We start from the raw sequence: 15,718 nt of genomic DNA, 5'->3' as shown, positions 1-15,718 counted from the left end.
GCGTCGAAGCGGGCGCTGGAGCGCGCGGGCTGGTCGGTGAACGACCTCGATCTCATGGAGATCAACGAGGCGTTCGCGGCGCAGGCGCTGGCCGTGAACAAGCAGATGGGCTGGGACACGTCGAAGATCAACGTGAACGGCGGGGCGATTGCAATCGGTCACCCGATCGGCGCGTCGGGCTGCCGGATTCTCGTGACGCTGCTGCACGAAATGCAGCGCCGCGACGCGAAGCGCGGCCTGGCCTCGCTGTGCATCGGCGGCGGCATGGGCGTGGCGCTCGCGCTCGAGCGCGCTTGATGTCACAGCCGGAGCGGACCGCGAGTGGTCCGCTGCGGCGCTTGTGACCAGCGGGGTGACCAATAACCGCGAACGGCGCAGCCGGAAAACGATAATGGAGTGTGGTTTATGTCAGAGCGTATTGCGTATGTAACGGGCGGGATGGGCGGCATCGGCACGGGCATTTGCCAGCGCCTCGCCAAGCAGGGTTTCAAGGTGGTCGCAGGCTGCGGCCCGCATTCGCCGCGCCGCGCGAAGTGGCTGGAAGACCAGAAGGCGCTCGGTTTCGACTTCGTGGCCTCGGAAGGCAACGTGGGCGACTGGGATTCGACGCGCCAGGCGTTCGACAAGGTCAAGGCCGAGGTCGGTGAAATCGACGTGCTCGTGAACAACGCCGGTATTACGCGCGACGTCGTCTTCCGCAAGATGACGCGTGAAGACTGGACGGCCGTCATCGACACCAATCTCACGAGCCTCTTCAACGTCACGAAGCAGGTGATCGACGGCATGGTCGAACGCGGCTGGGGCCGCATCATCAACATCTCGTCGGTGAACGGTCAGAAGGGCCAGTTCGGGCAGACCAACTATTCCACGGCCAAGGCCGGCATTCACGGCTTCACGATGGCGCTGGCCCAGGAAGTGGCGACCAAGGGCGTGACGGTCAACACCGTTTCGCCGGGCTATATCGGCACGGACATGGTGAAGTCCATCCGTCCCGACGTGCTGGAAAAGATCGTCGCGACGATTCCCGTGCGCCGTCTCGGCGCGCCGGAGGAAATCGCGTCGATCGTGGCGTGGCTCGCGTCCGACGAGTCAGGCTTCGCAACCGGTGCTGACTTCTCGCTGAATGGCGGGTTGCACATGGGCTGATCCCGAGCGCAGCGCGCCTGCAGGGGACGCGCGAAGCTGGGATCGAGGACGGCAGCGGGCCTGTTTGCTCACCGGGGCAGGCCGTTTCCGGGCTAGACCAACGCGCGACGGCAATGGCCGCCGCGCGTTGGCGCTAACAAGGGCGACACATGACGACTACAAAGAAAACCGCCGAACGTCTCATCAAGAAATATCCGAATCGTCGGCTGTACGACACGGAGACGAGCACGTACATCACGTTGACGGACGTGAAGCAACTCGTGCTGGAGCAGGAGGAGTTCAAGGTCATCGACGCGAAGACCAACGAGGATCTGACGCGCAGCATCCTGCTGCAGATCATTCTCGAAGAGGAAAGCGGCGGTCTGCCGATGTTCTCGTCATCGATGCTGTCGCAGATCATCCGTTTCTATGGACATGCGATGCAGGGCATGATGGGCACTTACCTGGAAAAGAACATCCAGGCGTTCATCGACATCCAGAACAAGCTCGCGGACCAGTCGAAGAGCCTTTACGAAGGCAACGCGATGAATCCCGAAGTCTGGTCGCAGTTCATGAACATGCAGGCGCCGATGATGCAAGGCATGATGACGAGCTACATCGAGCAGTCGAAGAACATGTTCGTGCAGATGCAGGAGCAGATGCAGAACCAGGCGAAGAACATGTTCAGCAGCTTCCCGTTCAAGCCCGTGACGCCGGGCGGCGCGGCGGCGTCGGCACAGGGCGCGCCTGAAGGTGGCGAAGAAGAGAAGAAGTAAGCGGCGCGGCGCACACGGCGGGTGGCGCGCGCCGCCAGGTCGCGGTGCGCTGTCGCTTACCCGGCGCGCCGTGGCGGCGCGTTGCCGCGCGAGCGCTGTGCTTCGCTTTGCGAGGCGGCTGGCGCGGGTGCAATGCCGCCGCCCTCATTTGCCATCAAGCGCTTTGCAGGTCGCGCAACGCTTCAGGGTGCGCCACGGCCACCCTCAAGAGGGTTTGCGCGGCGCCGGTCGGCTTGCGGCGGCCTTGCTCCCAGTCCTGCAGCGTGCGCGTGGAAACGCCCAGCAGTGCCGCGAACGCGCTTTGCGAGAGGCCGGCCCCCGCACGCGCGAGCGCAGCGGCGGTGGGCTTGTGGCCGGTGACGCGCAATGCGCCACTCGAGGCACGGCGGCATGCTTTCAACTCGCGCGCCGGCTTTAGCAGTTCAGGCTGAAACAGTTCCATTTTCTCGTTCATGTTTTCGTTCTCTCCGCGCAACGGTCCAGGTTGCGTTGTCCGTGCTCGAGGCGCACTCGGCGAAAATTATCCGGATGCGCAGTTCACAGGCGAGCGATAGCTGAACGAAGTTTGATTCCGTCCATATTCAATCCGACCCCGGCGCCACGACGCGCGCATCCACCATGCTGCGCCGCACGATACGCCAAACGGGTAAAATGGCGGATTGGCTTGACCCCGCGCGGCGCTACCTTCGCCCTGCGCCCCACATCCGGACGTACACGTGAAAAACCCTGTTGAATCAATGACCTCCCGCAATCCTGCTCCGCGCGTCGGGATGGTTTCCCTCGGCTGCCCGAAGGCGCTTGTCGACTCCGAGCAGATCATTACCCAGCTGCGCGCCGAGGGGTACGAAATCTCGGGGTCTTACGACGGCGCGGATCTCGTGGTCGTCAATACCTGCGGCTTCATCGACGAAGCGGTGCAGGAGAGTCTCGACGCCATCGGCGAAGCGCTTTCCGAGAACGGCAAAGTGATCGTCACCGGGTGTCTCGGCAAGAAGGCGAGCGCGAGCGGCTCGAACCTGATCGAGGAAGTGCATCCGAAGGTGCTTGCCGTGACCGGCCCGCACGCCGTGGGCGAAGTCATGCAGGCCGTGCACAGCCACCTGCCTAAACCGCACGATCCGTTCGTCGACCTCGTGCCGGCGGCGGGCATCAAGCTCACGCCGCGCCATTACGCGTACCTGAAGATCTCCGAAGGCTGCAACCACCGCTGCACGTTCTGCATCATCCCGTCGATGCGCGGCGACCTCGTGTCGCGCCCGGTCGCCGAGGTCATGCTCGAAGCGGAAAACCTCTTCAAGTCCGGTGTGAAGGAGCTGCTCGTCATTTCACAGGACACGAGCGCTTACGGCGTCGACGTGAAGTTCCGCACCGGCTTCTGGAACGGCAAGCCGATCAAGACGCGCATGACCGACCTCGTCGCGGCATTGGGCGAGCTGGCTGCGCAATATGGCGCCTGGGTGCGCCTGCACTACGTCTACCCGTATCCGAGCGTGGACGAAGTGATTCCGATGATGGCCGAAGGCCCGTTCAAGGGCCACGTGCTGCCGTATCTCGATGTGCCGTTCCAGCACGCGCATCCCGAGGTGCTCAAGCGCATGAAGCGTCCCGCGAACGCGGAGAAGGTCATGGAGCGCGTGAAGGCCTGGCGCGAAATGTGCCCCGATCTCACGATCCGCAGCACGTTCATCGCCGGCTTCCCCGGCGAGACCGAAGCGCAGTTCGAAACGCTGCTCGACTTCATCCGCGAGGCCGAACTCGACCGCGTGGGCTGCTTCGCCTATTCGCCGGTCGAAGGCGCAACGGCGAACGAGCTCGACGGCGCGCTGCCCGACGACGTGCGCGAGGAACGCCGCGCGCGCTTCATGGAAGTGGCGGAGCAGGTCTCGGCCAAGCGCATCCAGCGCAAGGTGGGCAAGACCCTCAAGGTGCTGATCGACGAGATCAACGTCGACGGCGGCATTGGCCGCACTGCGGCGGATGCGCCCGAGATCGACGGCGTGGTGTATGTCGCGCCGGCGACCAAGGCATCGAAGCGCTACAAGGTCGGCGACTTCGTTTCGGTGAAGATCACCGGCGCGGATGGCCACGATCTCTGGGGCGAGGTCTGAGGGGCATGACGAGCGTCGCTCCGCAAGTCCTCGCTTATGGCGAGGCCATGGTCGAGTTCAACCAGGCGTCGAAAGACCGCCCCGAGTATTTGCAGGGCTTTGGCGGCGACACGTCGAACTTCGCCATCGCGGCGGCTCGCCAGGGCGCACGCACGGGTTTCGTCTCGGCCGTCGGCGACGATCATTTCGGACGCCTCCTGACCGACCTGTGGACGCGGGAAGGCGTCGACACCTCGACGGTGCGGGTGGACGCCACGGCGCCTACGGGCGTCTACTTCGTCTCGCATGGCCCGGCCGGCCATGCCTTCGACTATCTGCGCAAGGGTTCGGCCGCGAGCCGTTACACGCCGCGCGACCTGCCGCTCGACATCATCGCGGCTGCGCGTGTGCTGCATCTTTCCGGCATCAGCGTGGCGATCAGCGATAGCGCCTGCGACGCGGCACTCGCCGCCGTCGAGCATGCCCGCGCCAACGGCGTGCGCGTGAGCTTCGACACCAACCTGCGCCTGAAACTGTGGCCGCTCGCGCGCGCCCGCGCCGTGATGAACGAGGTGCTGCGCCTCACCGATATCTGCCTGCCCAGCTGGGACGACGTGGCGGTGCTCACAGGCCTCGACGATCGCGACGCGATCCTCGATTACCTGCTCGCGCGCGGCGCCCGAGTGGTCGCGTTGAAGCTGGGCAAGGACGGCGCCTATGTGGCGACGCCCGACGAACGGCGCGTCGTGCCGGGCCACGTGGTCGCGGCTGTGGATGCCACGGGCGCTGGCGACTGCTTCGGCGGCGCATTTGTCGCGCGGCTCGCAGCCGGCGACGATCCGTTCGCGGCGGCGCGCTATGCGAACGCGGCCGCCGCGCTTTCGACGCTCGGTTTCGGCGCGGTTGCGCCAATCCCGTATCGCCAGGATGTCGAGCGTTTGCTGGCAAATCTGCCTGAAAGCGCAGCACACGAATAACAAGATTCATCCATCCAGGAAGACGAGGAGCAAGACTATGGAACGCGAAGTAGTGGTGGCAAGTGGCGTGCGCACGGCAATCGGCGACTTCGGCGGCAGCCTGAAGGACTTCTCGCCGACGGATCTCGGCGCGCGCGTGGTGCGCGAAGCGCTCTCGCGCGCGAACGTGGAAGGCGACGCGGTGGGTCACGTGGTGTTCGGCAATGTCGTGCACACGGAGCCCAAGGACATGTACCTCGCGCGCGTGGCCGCCATCAACGGCGGCGTTGCGCAGCACGCGCCGGCCTTGACCGTGAACCGCCTGTGCGGCTCCGGCCTGCAGGCGATCGTTTCGGCGGCGCAAACCATTCTGCTCGGCGACGCCGATATTGCGATCGGCGGCGGCGCGGAAAACATGAGCCGCGCGCCGTACTCGATGCCGGCCGCCCGTTTCGGCCAGCGCATGGGCGACACGCAGCTCGTCGACATGATGACCGGCGCGCTGCACGACCCGTTCCAGACGATCCACATGGGCGTGACGGCGGAAAACATCGCGAAGAAGTTCGGCATCACGCGCGAGGCGCAGGACGCGCTCGCGCTCGAATCGCATCGCCGCGCCGAGCGTGCGGTCGTCGAAGGCCGCTTCAAGGATCAGATCCTGCCCATCTCGATCAAGTCGAAGAAGGGCGAAGTGCTGTTCGATGCCGACGAGCACGTGCGCCATGGCGCGACGCTCGAGGACTTCTCGAAGCTCAAGCCCGTGTTCGCGAAGGAGAGCGGCACGGTGACGGCGGGCAACGCGTCGGGCATCAACGACGCGGCCGCCGCGGTGCTGCTGATGAGCGCGGACGCTGCCCGCGCGCGCGGCGTGAAGCCGCTCGCGCGCCTCGTCTCGTACGCGCACGCGGGCGTCGATCCGGCGTACATGGGCATCGGCCCCGTGCCGGCCACGCAGAAGGCGCTCGAGCGCGCGGGTCTCGAGGTCAGCGACCTCGACGTGATCGAAGCCAACGAAGCCTTTGCGGCGCAGGCCTGTGCGGTGTCGCAGGAGCTCGGGCTCGACCCGGCCAAGGTCAATCCGAACGGCTCGGGCATCTCGCTCGGCCATCCGATCGGTGCGACCGGTGCCCTCATCACCGTGAAGGCGCTTTATGAACTGCAGCGTATCGGCGGCCGCTACGCGCTCGTGACGATGTGCATCGGCGGCGGCCAGGGTATTGCGGCCATCTTCGAACGGATTTGACGCCGACTCGTGACGCGCGGCTCGCGGCTCGCGCAAGGCCGCTGCGCAAGTGAAGGAAGGATGCAGATGGAAGGATTGACGCAAGCACAGCGGCCGCCGCGCGCGGCCGCCCGACAGCGCAGCGCCAGCAAGGCGCGCGGCTGGATCGTGGCCGTGGCCGCAGCGGCCATGGTCCTCGCGCTGCCGATCGCGGCGCACGCGCAGGACGCAGGCGCGCAGCCGCCGGTCAAATCCACGCTCAAGCCGAACCCCGAGTTCGCGAAGCTGCCGCAATACGTCGGCACGCTCGGCAAGCGCCAGATCGTCATGCGTCTCGGCGCCAAGGCCGGCGATGACGACCCGACCGGCGTGCATGGCGAATACCAGTTCACGGACACCGGCGAGGTGATCCTGATCGCCGGCGATCGCGCCGACGCGACGCTCGAAGCCGAGGACTCGAACGACGGCACGCATATCACCGGCAACTGGGTGGGCACGTTCGCCGAGGACGGCTCGCTTTCGGGCGACCGCATGGACCCGGACGATTCCCATCCGGTGCCGTTCGATCTGAAGCCGCTCGCGGCGGGCGCCGCGGCTCCGGCCGTGTCGACCGGCGCGGCGAGCGCGAGCGCGTCGACGTCGAACGGCGCACATGCCGTGAACGGCGTGAGCAATCTCATCCTCGGGCAGTAAGCGCCGCTGCGGGTGTTACTCTTCGGTATGCGGCGTTGCGCGCGCCATCGCGCAAGCCGCGCGCCGCAACGTCATCGCGCCTCAACCGAATACGCTCCGACATGACCAAATCCGACTCCAGCCGCGCATTGCAGACGCGCATCGTTCATCCGCAAGACGACCTCACGCCCGGCTTCGAGTCGTTCGCCGCGCCAGTCACGCGGGCGTCGACCGTGGTGTTTCCCGACCTCGCTTCGGTTCGCGCGCTCGACTGGCGCAACGATGCGCAATGGCGTTACGGCCTGCACGCCACGCCCACCTCGGCCATGCTGCAAAAGCGCATCGCCGAGATCGAAGGCGGCGAGCATGCGCTGCTGCAACCCTCGGGCCTCTCGGCCATCTCGAACGTCTACTTCGGACTGCTGAAGTCGGGCGACGATGTGCTGATTCCCGATAACGTCTATTCGCCGAACCGCGACCACGGCGATTGGCTCGCGCGAGACTTCGGCCTTACGGCACGCTATTACGATCCGATGATCGGCGCGGGCATCGCTGAGCTGATCCAGCCGAACACGAAGCTGATCTGGCTGGAAGCGCCCGGCTCGGTGACGATGGAAGTGCCCGACGTGCGCGCGATCACCGCGGCGGCGCGCGCACGCAACGTCGTGACGGCCATCGACAATACGTGGTCGGCGGGCCTCGCTTTCAGGCCGTTCGAGCACGGCATCGACATCTCGGTGCAGGCGCTCACGAAGTATCAATCGGGTGGCAGCGACGTGCTCATGGGCGCGACCATCACGGCCGACCGCGATCTCTATCTCAAGCTGAAGGCCGCGCGCATGCGGCTTGGCATCGGCGTCTCGGTCGACGACTGCTCGCTCGTGCTGCGCGCGCTGCCGAGCATGAAGGCGCGCTTCGAGGCGCACGATCGCACCGCGCTCGGACTCGCGAGCTGGCTCAAGACGCGCCCCGAAATCGCGGTGATGCTGCATCCGGCGTTCGAAGACTGCCCGGGCCATGAGTTCTACAAGCGCGACTTCACGGGCGCGGGCGGTCTCTTTTCCGTGGTGTTCGACGAGCGCTATAGCGCGGCGCAGATCGACACGTTCTGTGAGTCGCTCGAACTCTTCGCGTTGGGCTGGAGCTGGGGCGGGGCGCATAGCCTGGCAATGCCGTACGACGTCGGTTCGATGCGCACGGCCGAGAGCTGGCCGCATCGCGGCACGCTGGTGCGTTTCTACATCGGCCTCGAAGACGAAGCCGATCTGCGCGCCGATATCGAGCGCTCGCTGGCCAGGCTCGCGGAAAAAACAAGCACGCCTGAATAACCTGCATAAGGCCACAACGGCCGCTCGCGTCCACAAGGACACGAGCGGCGGTTGGCGTATCTGCCTGCCGCGAAACCCGAATCAGAACAGACGCAGCAAGCCGTCGAGCCCGACGAAGTTGAACGCGACGCTCGCCGCCTCGCGTACCACGGGCTTGGCGCGGAACGCGACCGACAAACCGGCCACGCCCATCATCTTGAGGTCGTTCGAGCCGTCACCCATCGCGATTGCGCGGCGCGGGTCGATGCCGATTTCGGCACAGGCTTCGACGAGCGTACGCGCCTTCACGTCGGCGTTGACGATCTCGCCCGTCACGCGGCCCGTGAGCTTGCCGTCGACGATCTCTAGCGTATTCGCGCGCGTGTAGTCGAGCCCGAGACGCGCTTTCAGGCGCTCGGTGAAGAACGTGAAGCCGCCGGAAACCAGTAGCGTCTTCAGCCCCGCGGCCTTCGCGCCCGCGAGCATCGGCTCGGCGCCCGGCGAGAGCTGCAGGCGTTCCTCGTACACGCGCTCCAGCGCGCTCGCGTCGAGCCCCTCGAGCAGCGCCACGCGGCGTGTGAGGCTTTCGTTGAAGTCCTTGATCTCGCCGCGCATCGACGCTTCGGTAATCGCCGCGACCTCGGCCTTCAGACCGCAGAAGTCGGCGATTTCGTCGATGCATTCGATCGTGATGAGCGTCGAGTCCATGTCCATTGCCAACAGGCCGAAATCGGCGAGCGTGCGGCCGGCGTCGACGAACGCATAGTCGAGCTGATGCGTGCCGCAGTAGACCTCGAGGTCGGCGCGCTGGGCCGGCTCGGCGTTCTCGATGCGCAGCGCGTGGGCGTCGATCGGCGCGAGGCGGCTGCCGCGGGCGAGGCCGAGGAGCGGCTTGTGATGGACGATGTCGAGCGGGGCGGGACTCTGGATGACGAGGTTCATGGCAGGACGGGCAAAGCCGACGCACGGCGTCGTCGGATCGATCGGATGAATAAGGGCGCAGTCGCGCGTGTGCGTGCAAGACCTCGCAGTGCTCCCTGCAGTGCGCGGCAAAGCCCGTCATTGTAACGTCCCGCCGACCGCTGCGGTCGCCTGCGCCGCCGGTCGCGTTGGCGCGCCTGGCGGATGCTTCCCTGTTTTTGGCGTGCGTTTGCGAACACCTTACAGCGACGAAAGCGCCCATTCGAGGCACAATGAAAGTTCATGCGGCGATCCGACGGGGGCGGCCGCCGCGTGCCGTCAACCGAACGTGTCGCGACTCGCGTCGCGCGATGCGTCATGTGCGCCAAGGCGCCAGGGGAACCGGTATGCAGGACGCTCGCAAGGCCCCAACCACGACATCTGCCCGAACGCCGCGCGGCGAGCGGGCCCCGACATTGGACGCCGCCGCACCGGCCACGCCTGGCGCGTCCGTGCACCGCTTGCCTCGTAGCGCACGGCGCCGGCGCGACGACTCGGCCGACAGCGAAATCGACGGCATACGCATCACGAGCGCAAGGCGCGTCATCGATGCGGACAGCGGCACGCACAAGCTCGAACTCGTCCGCTACTACGAGCGCGCCGCGCGCTGGATCCTGCCGCATCTGCGCGATCGCCCCGTGTCGCTCGTGCGTGCACCACGGGGCTTGAGCGGCGAGATGTTCTTTCAGCGCCATCGCGCTCGCGCCCCGCTGCCCGAACTCAGCGAACACGAAGGGCTCGACCCGGGCCATCCGCCGCTGCTCACGATCGATACGGCGCGAGCGCTGATCAGCGCCGCGCAGATGGATGTCATCGAGCTGCACACGTGGAACGCCTGCGTCCACGACATCGAGCGGCCGGATCGGGTCGTGTTCGACCTCGACCCCGATCCGGCACTGGGCTGGGACCGCATGATCGAGGCGGCGCAGTCCACGCGCGCCTTGCTTGCGGAGCTGAGGCTGGAATCGTTTTGCAAGACGAGTGGCGGCAAGGGGCTGCATATCGTCGTGCCGCTCACGCCGGAGGCGGGCTGGGACGACGCAAAGGCGTTCGCCCGTGCGATTGCGCAGCATCTGGCCTCCGTCTGGCCCACGCAGATCACGGCCACCATGGGCCCCGAACACCGCAAGAAGAAGATTTTCGTCGACTATCTGCGCAATGCGCGCGGGGCGAGCACGGCGCTCGCGTATGGCGTGCGGGCGCGGCCGGGCCTGGGCGTGTCCGTGCCGATCGGCTGGGACGAACTGGAGGCGACGACGGGCGGCGCGCAATGGACGCTTGCGACGATCGACGCGCGCCTCGCGCAGATCGGGCAAGCCGACCCCTGGGCCGCCTATGGGCGCGTGCGCCAGACGTTGACGGCGGAACTGACGCTGGGTCTCGAAACCGCCGGCAAGTAGCGGCACCAGGTGAGGGTTGGCGCGTGCCGTGTATGCATGGCGCGTCGACCATGCAGACGCCGCCCCAAGCCAGCCGCGCGTCGTCTCACGGCAAGCAAATCGCTCGCGATGACAAGCAGGATAAAACCTGGTCCGCTCGATGCATGTGCTCGGCGCAAGGCAGCGCGCAGCGCGCTAGACTGCTAACAGACCATCCGCCGCACGGGAGCGGAGCGTCGTACCTCGCGTTTTCGCGGCTCGCCGCGTTCGTTGCGTACGCCGCTTTTCGCTCGCGGGCGCGGCCGTTCCCGCCAGGAGGTGACGCATGCCTTGCCGCAGCTCCCGCCATACTCGCCGCCGCCACGCGGCGCTCGTCCAGTTTGTCCTCGCCGCTTCCTGCGCGATCGCGCTGCCGGCACTCGCGGCCACGCCGATCACGGTCACCTCGAAGGCCGCAACCGACGGGCCGATCCGCTATACGGTTCGGGTCGCGTCGAAGGCGTTCGGCGACGCCCAGGAGACCCGCACGCTGCGTTCGGGCGATACCGACGACTTCACCTGGCGGACCACGCCGCCGGGCGGCGCGGTCGCGACGCCGCAAGGCTGCCCGGACTACGCTTCGTTGCCGCTCGACGCGAACGGCGCGATGGTCCGGCAGACCCAGTTGCGTCTTGCGCCAATCGTCGCGAGCAATGGCACGGCCACCGTGCAGGTGAGCTTCCGCGCCCAGGCGCCGCATGGCACGCAGTCGGTGTCGAGCAACGGCGCTTCGATCACGTGCCCCGCCGTGGTCGCGCATAGCGAAGTCGCCCACCTTACGATGCCGACCAATGGCACCGCGAAGACGCTCAAGCTCGGCGACGGCACGCAGATCACCATCTCGGCGCAGCGCTAGGGCGCGCCTTGAGCGCGGGATGGCCGGCGAGGCGCACAACGCGCGCCGGCCGCGCACGGCGCCCCGGCGTTAAGCGCGTGCCTTGCGCTCGATGAGCCGCGCAGCGAGAAAGCGATGCTGGGGCGAGAAGAGGCGCCGGTACGCGAGCAGCACCGCGCCCACCGTGCCGAGCGCCGACGAAGCCGCGATCAGGAACATGATCACGATCTGATAGCGCACGGCCTGTAGCGGCGATTGCCCCGCGAGCACCTGGCCCGTCATCATGCCGGGCAGGCTCACCACGCCGACCACGGCCATCTGGTTGAGCGTCGGAATCATGCCGGCGCGCACGGCCTCGCGGGCGCTCGCCTGCGCGGCTTCCCAGCGTGTCGCGCCGAGTGCGAGCGCGCTCTCCACACGATCGCGCCGCGCGGTCAGCTCCTGCATCATGCGCTCCACGCCGAGCGACACCCCTGTCAGCGTGTTGCCGAGAATCATGCCGAGGATCGGAATCGCATATTGCGGCTCGTACCACGGCCGGATGCGGATCACCACGAACAGCCCGACCGCCGCGACGAGCCACGCGCTCACCCAGATCGACACGATGCTGTCCGCACGTTGCCCGCCATAGGTGCGCGCGCCGCGCTGCGCCCCTGCGAAGCCCGCGATCAGCGTCATGAGTGCCATGAGCGGCAGCACGACGTACCAGCGGTTGAACGCGAACACCCAGCCGAGCACGTAGCCGATCGCAAGCAGCTGCACGACGGTGCGCACGGCGGCCCACGCCAGCTTGCGTTCGAGATCGAGCTTGAGCAGCACGGAGACCGCGCCGTTGACGAACACGAGCAGCGCCGCAATGGCGACGTCGCCGATGCCGAGGTTCTGCAGCACGCCCGGGCTCATTGTGCGGCTCCCTGTGTGAATGCCGCGCGCGTGGCGGGTTCTTCGAGCACACCTGCGCGCATCGCCAGATGCCGCGCGCCTACGCGCTGTGCCTGGGCGGGATCGTGCGAGACCCAGACCGTGGCGCGCGCCGTGCGCGCTTCGTCGAACCAGCCCGCGACGAGTGCTTCGACGGCGCGCGCCGATTCGGGGTCGAGAGACGCGGTCGGCTCGTCGAGCAGCAGCGCTTCGGGGTCGAGCTGGAGCACGCGCACGAGCGCCACGATCTGCGCTTCGCCGCCCGAAAGCTCGGAGGTGTCGCGCGCGAGGAAGTCGCTGGAACGGCCGGTGGCGGCGAAGAGCGCGCCGACGCGTGCCGGGTCGAATCGCGCGTCGCGGTATACCGCTAGCGTATAGGGGTAGCGCAGATTGTCCTCGACGCTGCCGTCCAGCAGCGCGGGCCGCTGCCGCAGGTACGCAATATGCCGCCGATAGTGGACAATGCGCCCGCGCGTGACCGGTTCGCCATGCCAGCGCACGTCGCCGCCGTCGAGCGGGTCGAGCAGCGCGAGCGCGCGCAGGAACACACTCTTGCCGGAGCCGGACGGTCCCGTCAGCACGGCGCGCTCGCCCGCCCGCAGGGCGAAATCGGTGGGATGCAGCAGCCACTGGCCGCGTTGCGCATCGCGCCGCGCGACCCGGTGCGCCTCGACGAGCGGCGCGCCATCAGTTTGGGGCGGGGGAAGCGGGTTGTGCTTGAGCATCGAAAGATTGCAAACAGGGTCGGCATACAGATCGTGCGAGGCAGACATGCCGATGTAACCGGGCACGCTGACTGCTCTTGCGGTATTGCAACATAGCAGGCCATACAACAACGCATAACGTGGAGTACGCATGACGTCATCGCAGCCCAAGCCTTTCCGCCTTGGCCGCACGCTCGCCAGGATCATCGCATGGCTCGCCGCGGTTGTCGTCGTGTTGATTGTCGTGCTCGTCGTTTTCATCCTGACATTCGACTGGAACCACGCCAAACCCTACGTGAACGAGAAGGTCACCGAGGCCATTGGGCGGCCGTTCGCAATCGAAGGCGACCTCAAGGTAGGCTGGCAGCGGCCGCCCGGTGAAACGGGCTGGCGCGCGTGGGTGCCCTGGCCGCGTTTTTCCGCCACGCAGATCCAGATTGCCAATCCCGACTGGACCAGGTCCCCGCAGTTCGCCACGATCGACGAGATCGACTTCGAGGTGGCCGTGCTGCCGCTGCTCGCGCACGACATCGTGATTCCGGCGATCAATCTCGTGAATCCGTCGATCGACGTCGAGCGCCTCGTCGACGGGCGCAACAACTGGACCTTCAAGTTGCCCGCCTCGAGCGGGCCGTCGACGTGGCGGCTCGACCTGCACGACATCACGTTCGCGAGCGGCAATATCGCCGTGAGCGACCAGCAGACGAAAACCGACGTGAAGATCGGGGTGAGCCTGCTCGGCCACGGTATCCCGATCGGCAAGGTGATGGAGGAGCAGGCAGCGGCGTCGCGCCGGGGCTCCGAGCAGGTCATCGGACGTGCGGGCGCGAACCGGCTGACCCAGCAGGTCAACAAGGAGCAGGCTTCGGAGGCGGCGGCCGCCAGCGCCGCCAGCGCCGCCAGCGGTGCGGTTAGCGGTTCGGCGGCTTCGGGGGTGCCGGCGGCCGCGAGTGTTGCCGGCGCAACCACGGGTACGTCGAGCGCAACAAGCGCGCCCACAGCCGGCTCGCAGTCGCTCGCCGCGAGCGGCGCCAGCGGCGCTGTGGCGGGCTCGGGCGCGGCGCCCGCGCAGCCGCCCGTGAAACAGCCGTTTTACGCGATCGGCTGGACGATCAAGGGCACGTATGGCAAGACGGCGCTTTCGGGCGATGGCAAACTCGGCGGCGTGCTCGCCCTGCAGGACGCGAAGCGACCGTTCCCGATCCAGGCCGACGTGCGCGTGGGCGACATGCACATCGCGCTGGTCGGCACGGTCACCGACCCGATGCATCTGGCCGCCGTCGATCTGCGCCTGTGGCTGCAGGGGCAAAGCCTGGCGCATCTCTACAACCTCACCGGCGTGACGTTGCCCGAAACGCCGCCGTATGCCACCGAAGGCCGCTTCGTCGGCAATTTCAAGCGCGGTGCGAGCGTGTTCCGCTATGAGAACTTCACGGGCCGCGTCGGCGGCAGCGATCTGAACGGCACGGTGGTCTACGAACAACGCACGCCACGGCCGTTTTTGTCCGGTCAGCTGGTGTCGAACCTGCTGCAGTTCTCGGACCTCGCGCCGATCATCGGCGCCGACAGCAAAGCGAGCAAGGAAAAGCGCGGCGACACCGTGACCCAACCGGCCGATCGTGTGATTCCGGTCGAGCCGTTCCGCACCGACCGCTGGAACGCCATCGACGCCGACGTCAAGTTCACGGGCCGGCGCATCATCAAGCAGGGCAGCCTGCCGGTTCAGGATCTCTACACGCACGTCATGATGACGAACGGCGTGCTCGTGCTCGACCCGCTGCAGTTCGGCGTGGCAGGCGGCACGTTCGGCACGCGGCTGAACCTGGACGGCAGCGGCGCGCCGCTCAAGGCGCGCGGCACGCTGGAGGTGCGCCACCTGAAGCTCAAGCAGCTTTTCCCGAACTTCAAGACGATGCAGTCGGCGCTCGGCGAGATCAACGGCGACGCTTCGCTCACGGCTACCGGCAACTCGCCGGCGGCGCTCGCTGCGACCTCGAACGGCGAGGTGAAGCTGCTCGTCACGCAGGGCACGATCAGTATGCTGCTCATGGAGGCGGCGGGCCTGAACGTGGCGAACGTGGTCTACGAAAAGCTGTTCGGCTCGCGCGACGTGAAAATCAACTGCGCCGCGGCCGATTTCGTCGCCACCAACGGCGTGCTCGATCCGCGCGTGTTCGCTCTCGACACCGACGACGCCGTGATCGATATCGACGGCCCGATCGATCTGCGCGACGAGTCGATGAACATGAAGGTCCATCCGCATACCAAGGGCTTTCGCGTTTTCACGCTGCGCTCGCCGCTCTACGTGAAGGGCACCTTCAAGAACCCGCACGTGGGCGTGGATGCGACGGCGCTTGCGCTGCGCGGCGGGGCGATGATCGGGCTCGGGCTGATCAACCCGTTCGCTGCACTGATTCCGCTCATCGCACCGAGCAACAACAAGCCGCTGCCGTGCGACACGCTGTTCGCGCAGATGCATCAGCATCCCGTGGCGCCGCCGCCGGGCCAGAAAATGCACGCGCTGCCGAAGCCCGACCTCGGCAGCGCCGGCACGGGCGCGAGCGCCGCTGCTGATAAGGGCGATAAGGGTGACAAGGGCGCGAAAGCGGGGCCGGCCACGCGCAACGCGCCGTCGCCCGCCTCGGCGGGTAAGCCGACGCAAGGGCAGGAGCCGCTCTACAAGGGAAGCTGACTCAGGAGGCTTAGGCGGAAAACCACTGCGCCGGGTCAATCGA

General features: G+C 67.0%; 14 protein-coding genes and 1 pseudogene. 11 read left to right on the top strand and 4 right to left on the bottom strand.

Annotation, left to right across the window (positions count from 1 at the left end):
* The 3 genes and pseudogenes from BFD71_RS31050 to phaR form a co-directional block, all read left to right on the top strand.
* Window positions 1-297: pseudogene (locus BFD71_RS31050) on the top strand (acetyl-CoA C-acetyltransferase); the annotation flags it as partial.
* Between the two features lie 108 nt (window positions 298-405).
* Window positions 406-1,146 (top strand): 3-ketoacyl-ACP reductase, encoded by a 741-nt coding sequence (locus BFD71_RS31045; RefSeq protein WP_069268124.1) that lies wholly within the window; start codon window positions 406-408, stop codon window positions 1,144-1,146.
* Window positions 1,147-1,295: 149 nt separating this feature from the next.
* Window positions 1,296-1,901: a polyhydroxyalkanoate synthesis repressor PhaR gene (phaR, locus tag BFD71_RS31040; protein ID WP_069268123.1), complete on the top strand. Its 606-nt coding sequence runs from the start codon at window positions 1,296-1,298 to the stop codon at window positions 1,899-1,901.
* A gap of 154 nt (window positions 1,902-2,055) precedes the next feature.
* On the opposite strand, the gene BFD71_RS31035 is transcribed toward phaR, so the two are convergent.
* Window positions 2,056-2,355, bottom strand: coding sequence for a helix-turn-helix domain-containing protein (locus BFD71_RS31035; protein ID WP_069268122.1), 300 nt, complete (start codon window positions 2,353-2,355; stop codon window positions 2,056-2,058).
* Between the two features lie 283 nt (window positions 2,356-2,638).
* On the opposite strand from BFD71_RS31035, the gene rimO reads away from it, so the two are divergent.
* The 5 genes from rimO to BFD71_RS31010 all read left to right on the top strand — a co-directional run bounded on the left by rimO (window position 2,639) and on the right by BFD71_RS31010 (window position 8,166).
* On the top strand, window positions 2,639-4,009 hold the full coding sequence (gene rimO, locus BFD71_RS31030) for a 30S ribosomal protein S12 methylthiotransferase RimO (RefSeq protein ID WP_069268121.1): 1,371 nt from the start codon (window positions 2,639-2,641) through the stop codon (window positions 4,007-4,009).
* A gap of 5 nt (window positions 4,010-4,014) precedes the next feature.
* A complete protein-coding gene (locus tag BFD71_RS31025) occupies window positions 4,015-4,965 on the top strand; it encodes a sugar kinase (protein ID WP_069268120.1) in 951 nt (316 codons plus the stop codon).
* A gap of 37 nt (window positions 4,966-5,002) precedes the next feature.
* Complete coding sequence (gene bktB / locus BFD71_RS31020) at window positions 5,003-6,187, top strand: beta-ketothiolase BktB (protein ID WP_069268119.1); 1,185 nt, start codon at window positions 5,003-5,005, stop codon at window positions 6,185-6,187.
* 66 nt (window positions 6,188-6,253) lie between these two features.
* Window positions 6,254-6,859 (top strand): hypothetical protein, encoded by a 606-nt coding sequence (locus tag BFD71_RS31015; RefSeq protein WP_069268118.1) that lies wholly within the window; start codon window positions 6,254-6,256, stop codon window positions 6,857-6,859.
* A gap of 101 nt (window positions 6,860-6,960) precedes the next feature.
* Window positions 6,961-8,166, top strand: a complete 1,206-nt coding sequence (locus BFD71_RS31010) for a cystathionine beta-lyase (protein WP_069268117.1) — start codon at window positions 6,961-6,963, stop codon at window positions 8,164-8,166.
* 81 nt (window positions 8,167-8,247) lie between these two features.
* Here the strand turns inward: BFD71_RS31010 and serB are convergent, their stop codons facing one another.
* A complete protein-coding gene (serB, locus tag BFD71_RS31005) occupies window positions 8,248-9,087 on the bottom strand; it encodes a phosphoserine phosphatase SerB (RefSeq protein WP_069268116.1) in 840 nt (279 codons plus the stop codon).
* 470 nt (window positions 9,088-9,557) lie between these two features.
* Here serB and ligD point away from each other — a divergent pair, with 470 nt between their 5' ends.
* Together ligD and BFD71_RS30995 are read left to right on the top strand one after the other, a co-directional pair.
* Window positions 9,558-10,505 (top strand): non-homologous end-joining DNA ligase, encoded by a 948-nt coding sequence (gene ligD / locus BFD71_RS31000; protein ID WP_256094987.1) that lies wholly within the window; start codon window positions 9,558-9,560, stop codon window positions 10,503-10,505.
* Between the two features lie 304 nt (window positions 10,506-10,809).
* Window positions 10,810-11,379, top strand: a complete 570-nt coding sequence (locus BFD71_RS30995; protein WP_069268114.1) for a DUF6013 family protein — start codon at window positions 10,810-10,812, stop codon at window positions 11,377-11,379.
* A gap of 69 nt (window positions 11,380-11,448) precedes the next feature.
* On the opposite strand, the gene BFD71_RS30990 is transcribed toward BFD71_RS30995, so the two are convergent.
* Both BFD71_RS30990 and BFD71_RS30985 read right to left on the bottom strand, forming a co-directional pair.
* Window positions 11,449-12,261, bottom strand: coding sequence for an ABC transporter permease (locus BFD71_RS30990; protein WP_069268113.1), 813 nt, complete (start codon window positions 12,259-12,261; stop codon window positions 11,449-11,451).
* Window positions 12,258-13,004, bottom strand: a complete 747-nt coding sequence (locus tag BFD71_RS30985) for an ABC transporter ATP-binding protein (RefSeq protein ID WP_069268134.1) — start codon at window positions 13,002-13,004, stop codon at window positions 12,258-12,260. Before BFD71_RS30985 ends, BFD71_RS30990 begins: the two co-directional genes overlap by 4 nt.
* Window positions 13,005-13,134: 130 nt before the next feature.
* Here BFD71_RS30985 and BFD71_RS30980 point away from each other — a divergent pair, with 130 nt between their 5' ends.
* Window positions 13,135-15,675 carry an AsmA family protein gene (locus tag BFD71_RS30980; RefSeq protein WP_069268112.1) on the top strand — a complete coding sequence of 847 codons (2,541 nt, stop codon included), beginning with the start codon at window positions 13,135-13,137 and terminating at the stop codon, window positions 15,673-15,675.
* Window positions 15,676-15,718 lie beyond the last annotated feature (43 nt).

It is taken from the genome of Paraburkholderia nodosa (assembly GCF_001718195.1).
GTDB classification, from domain to species: domain Bacteria; phylum Pseudomonadota; class Gammaproteobacteria; order Burkholderiales; family Burkholderiaceae; genus Paraburkholderia; species Paraburkholderia nodosa_A.
The sequence above is the reverse complement of the archived record's forward strand: the minus strand, read 5'-3'. Positions and strand labels throughout refer to the sequence as shown.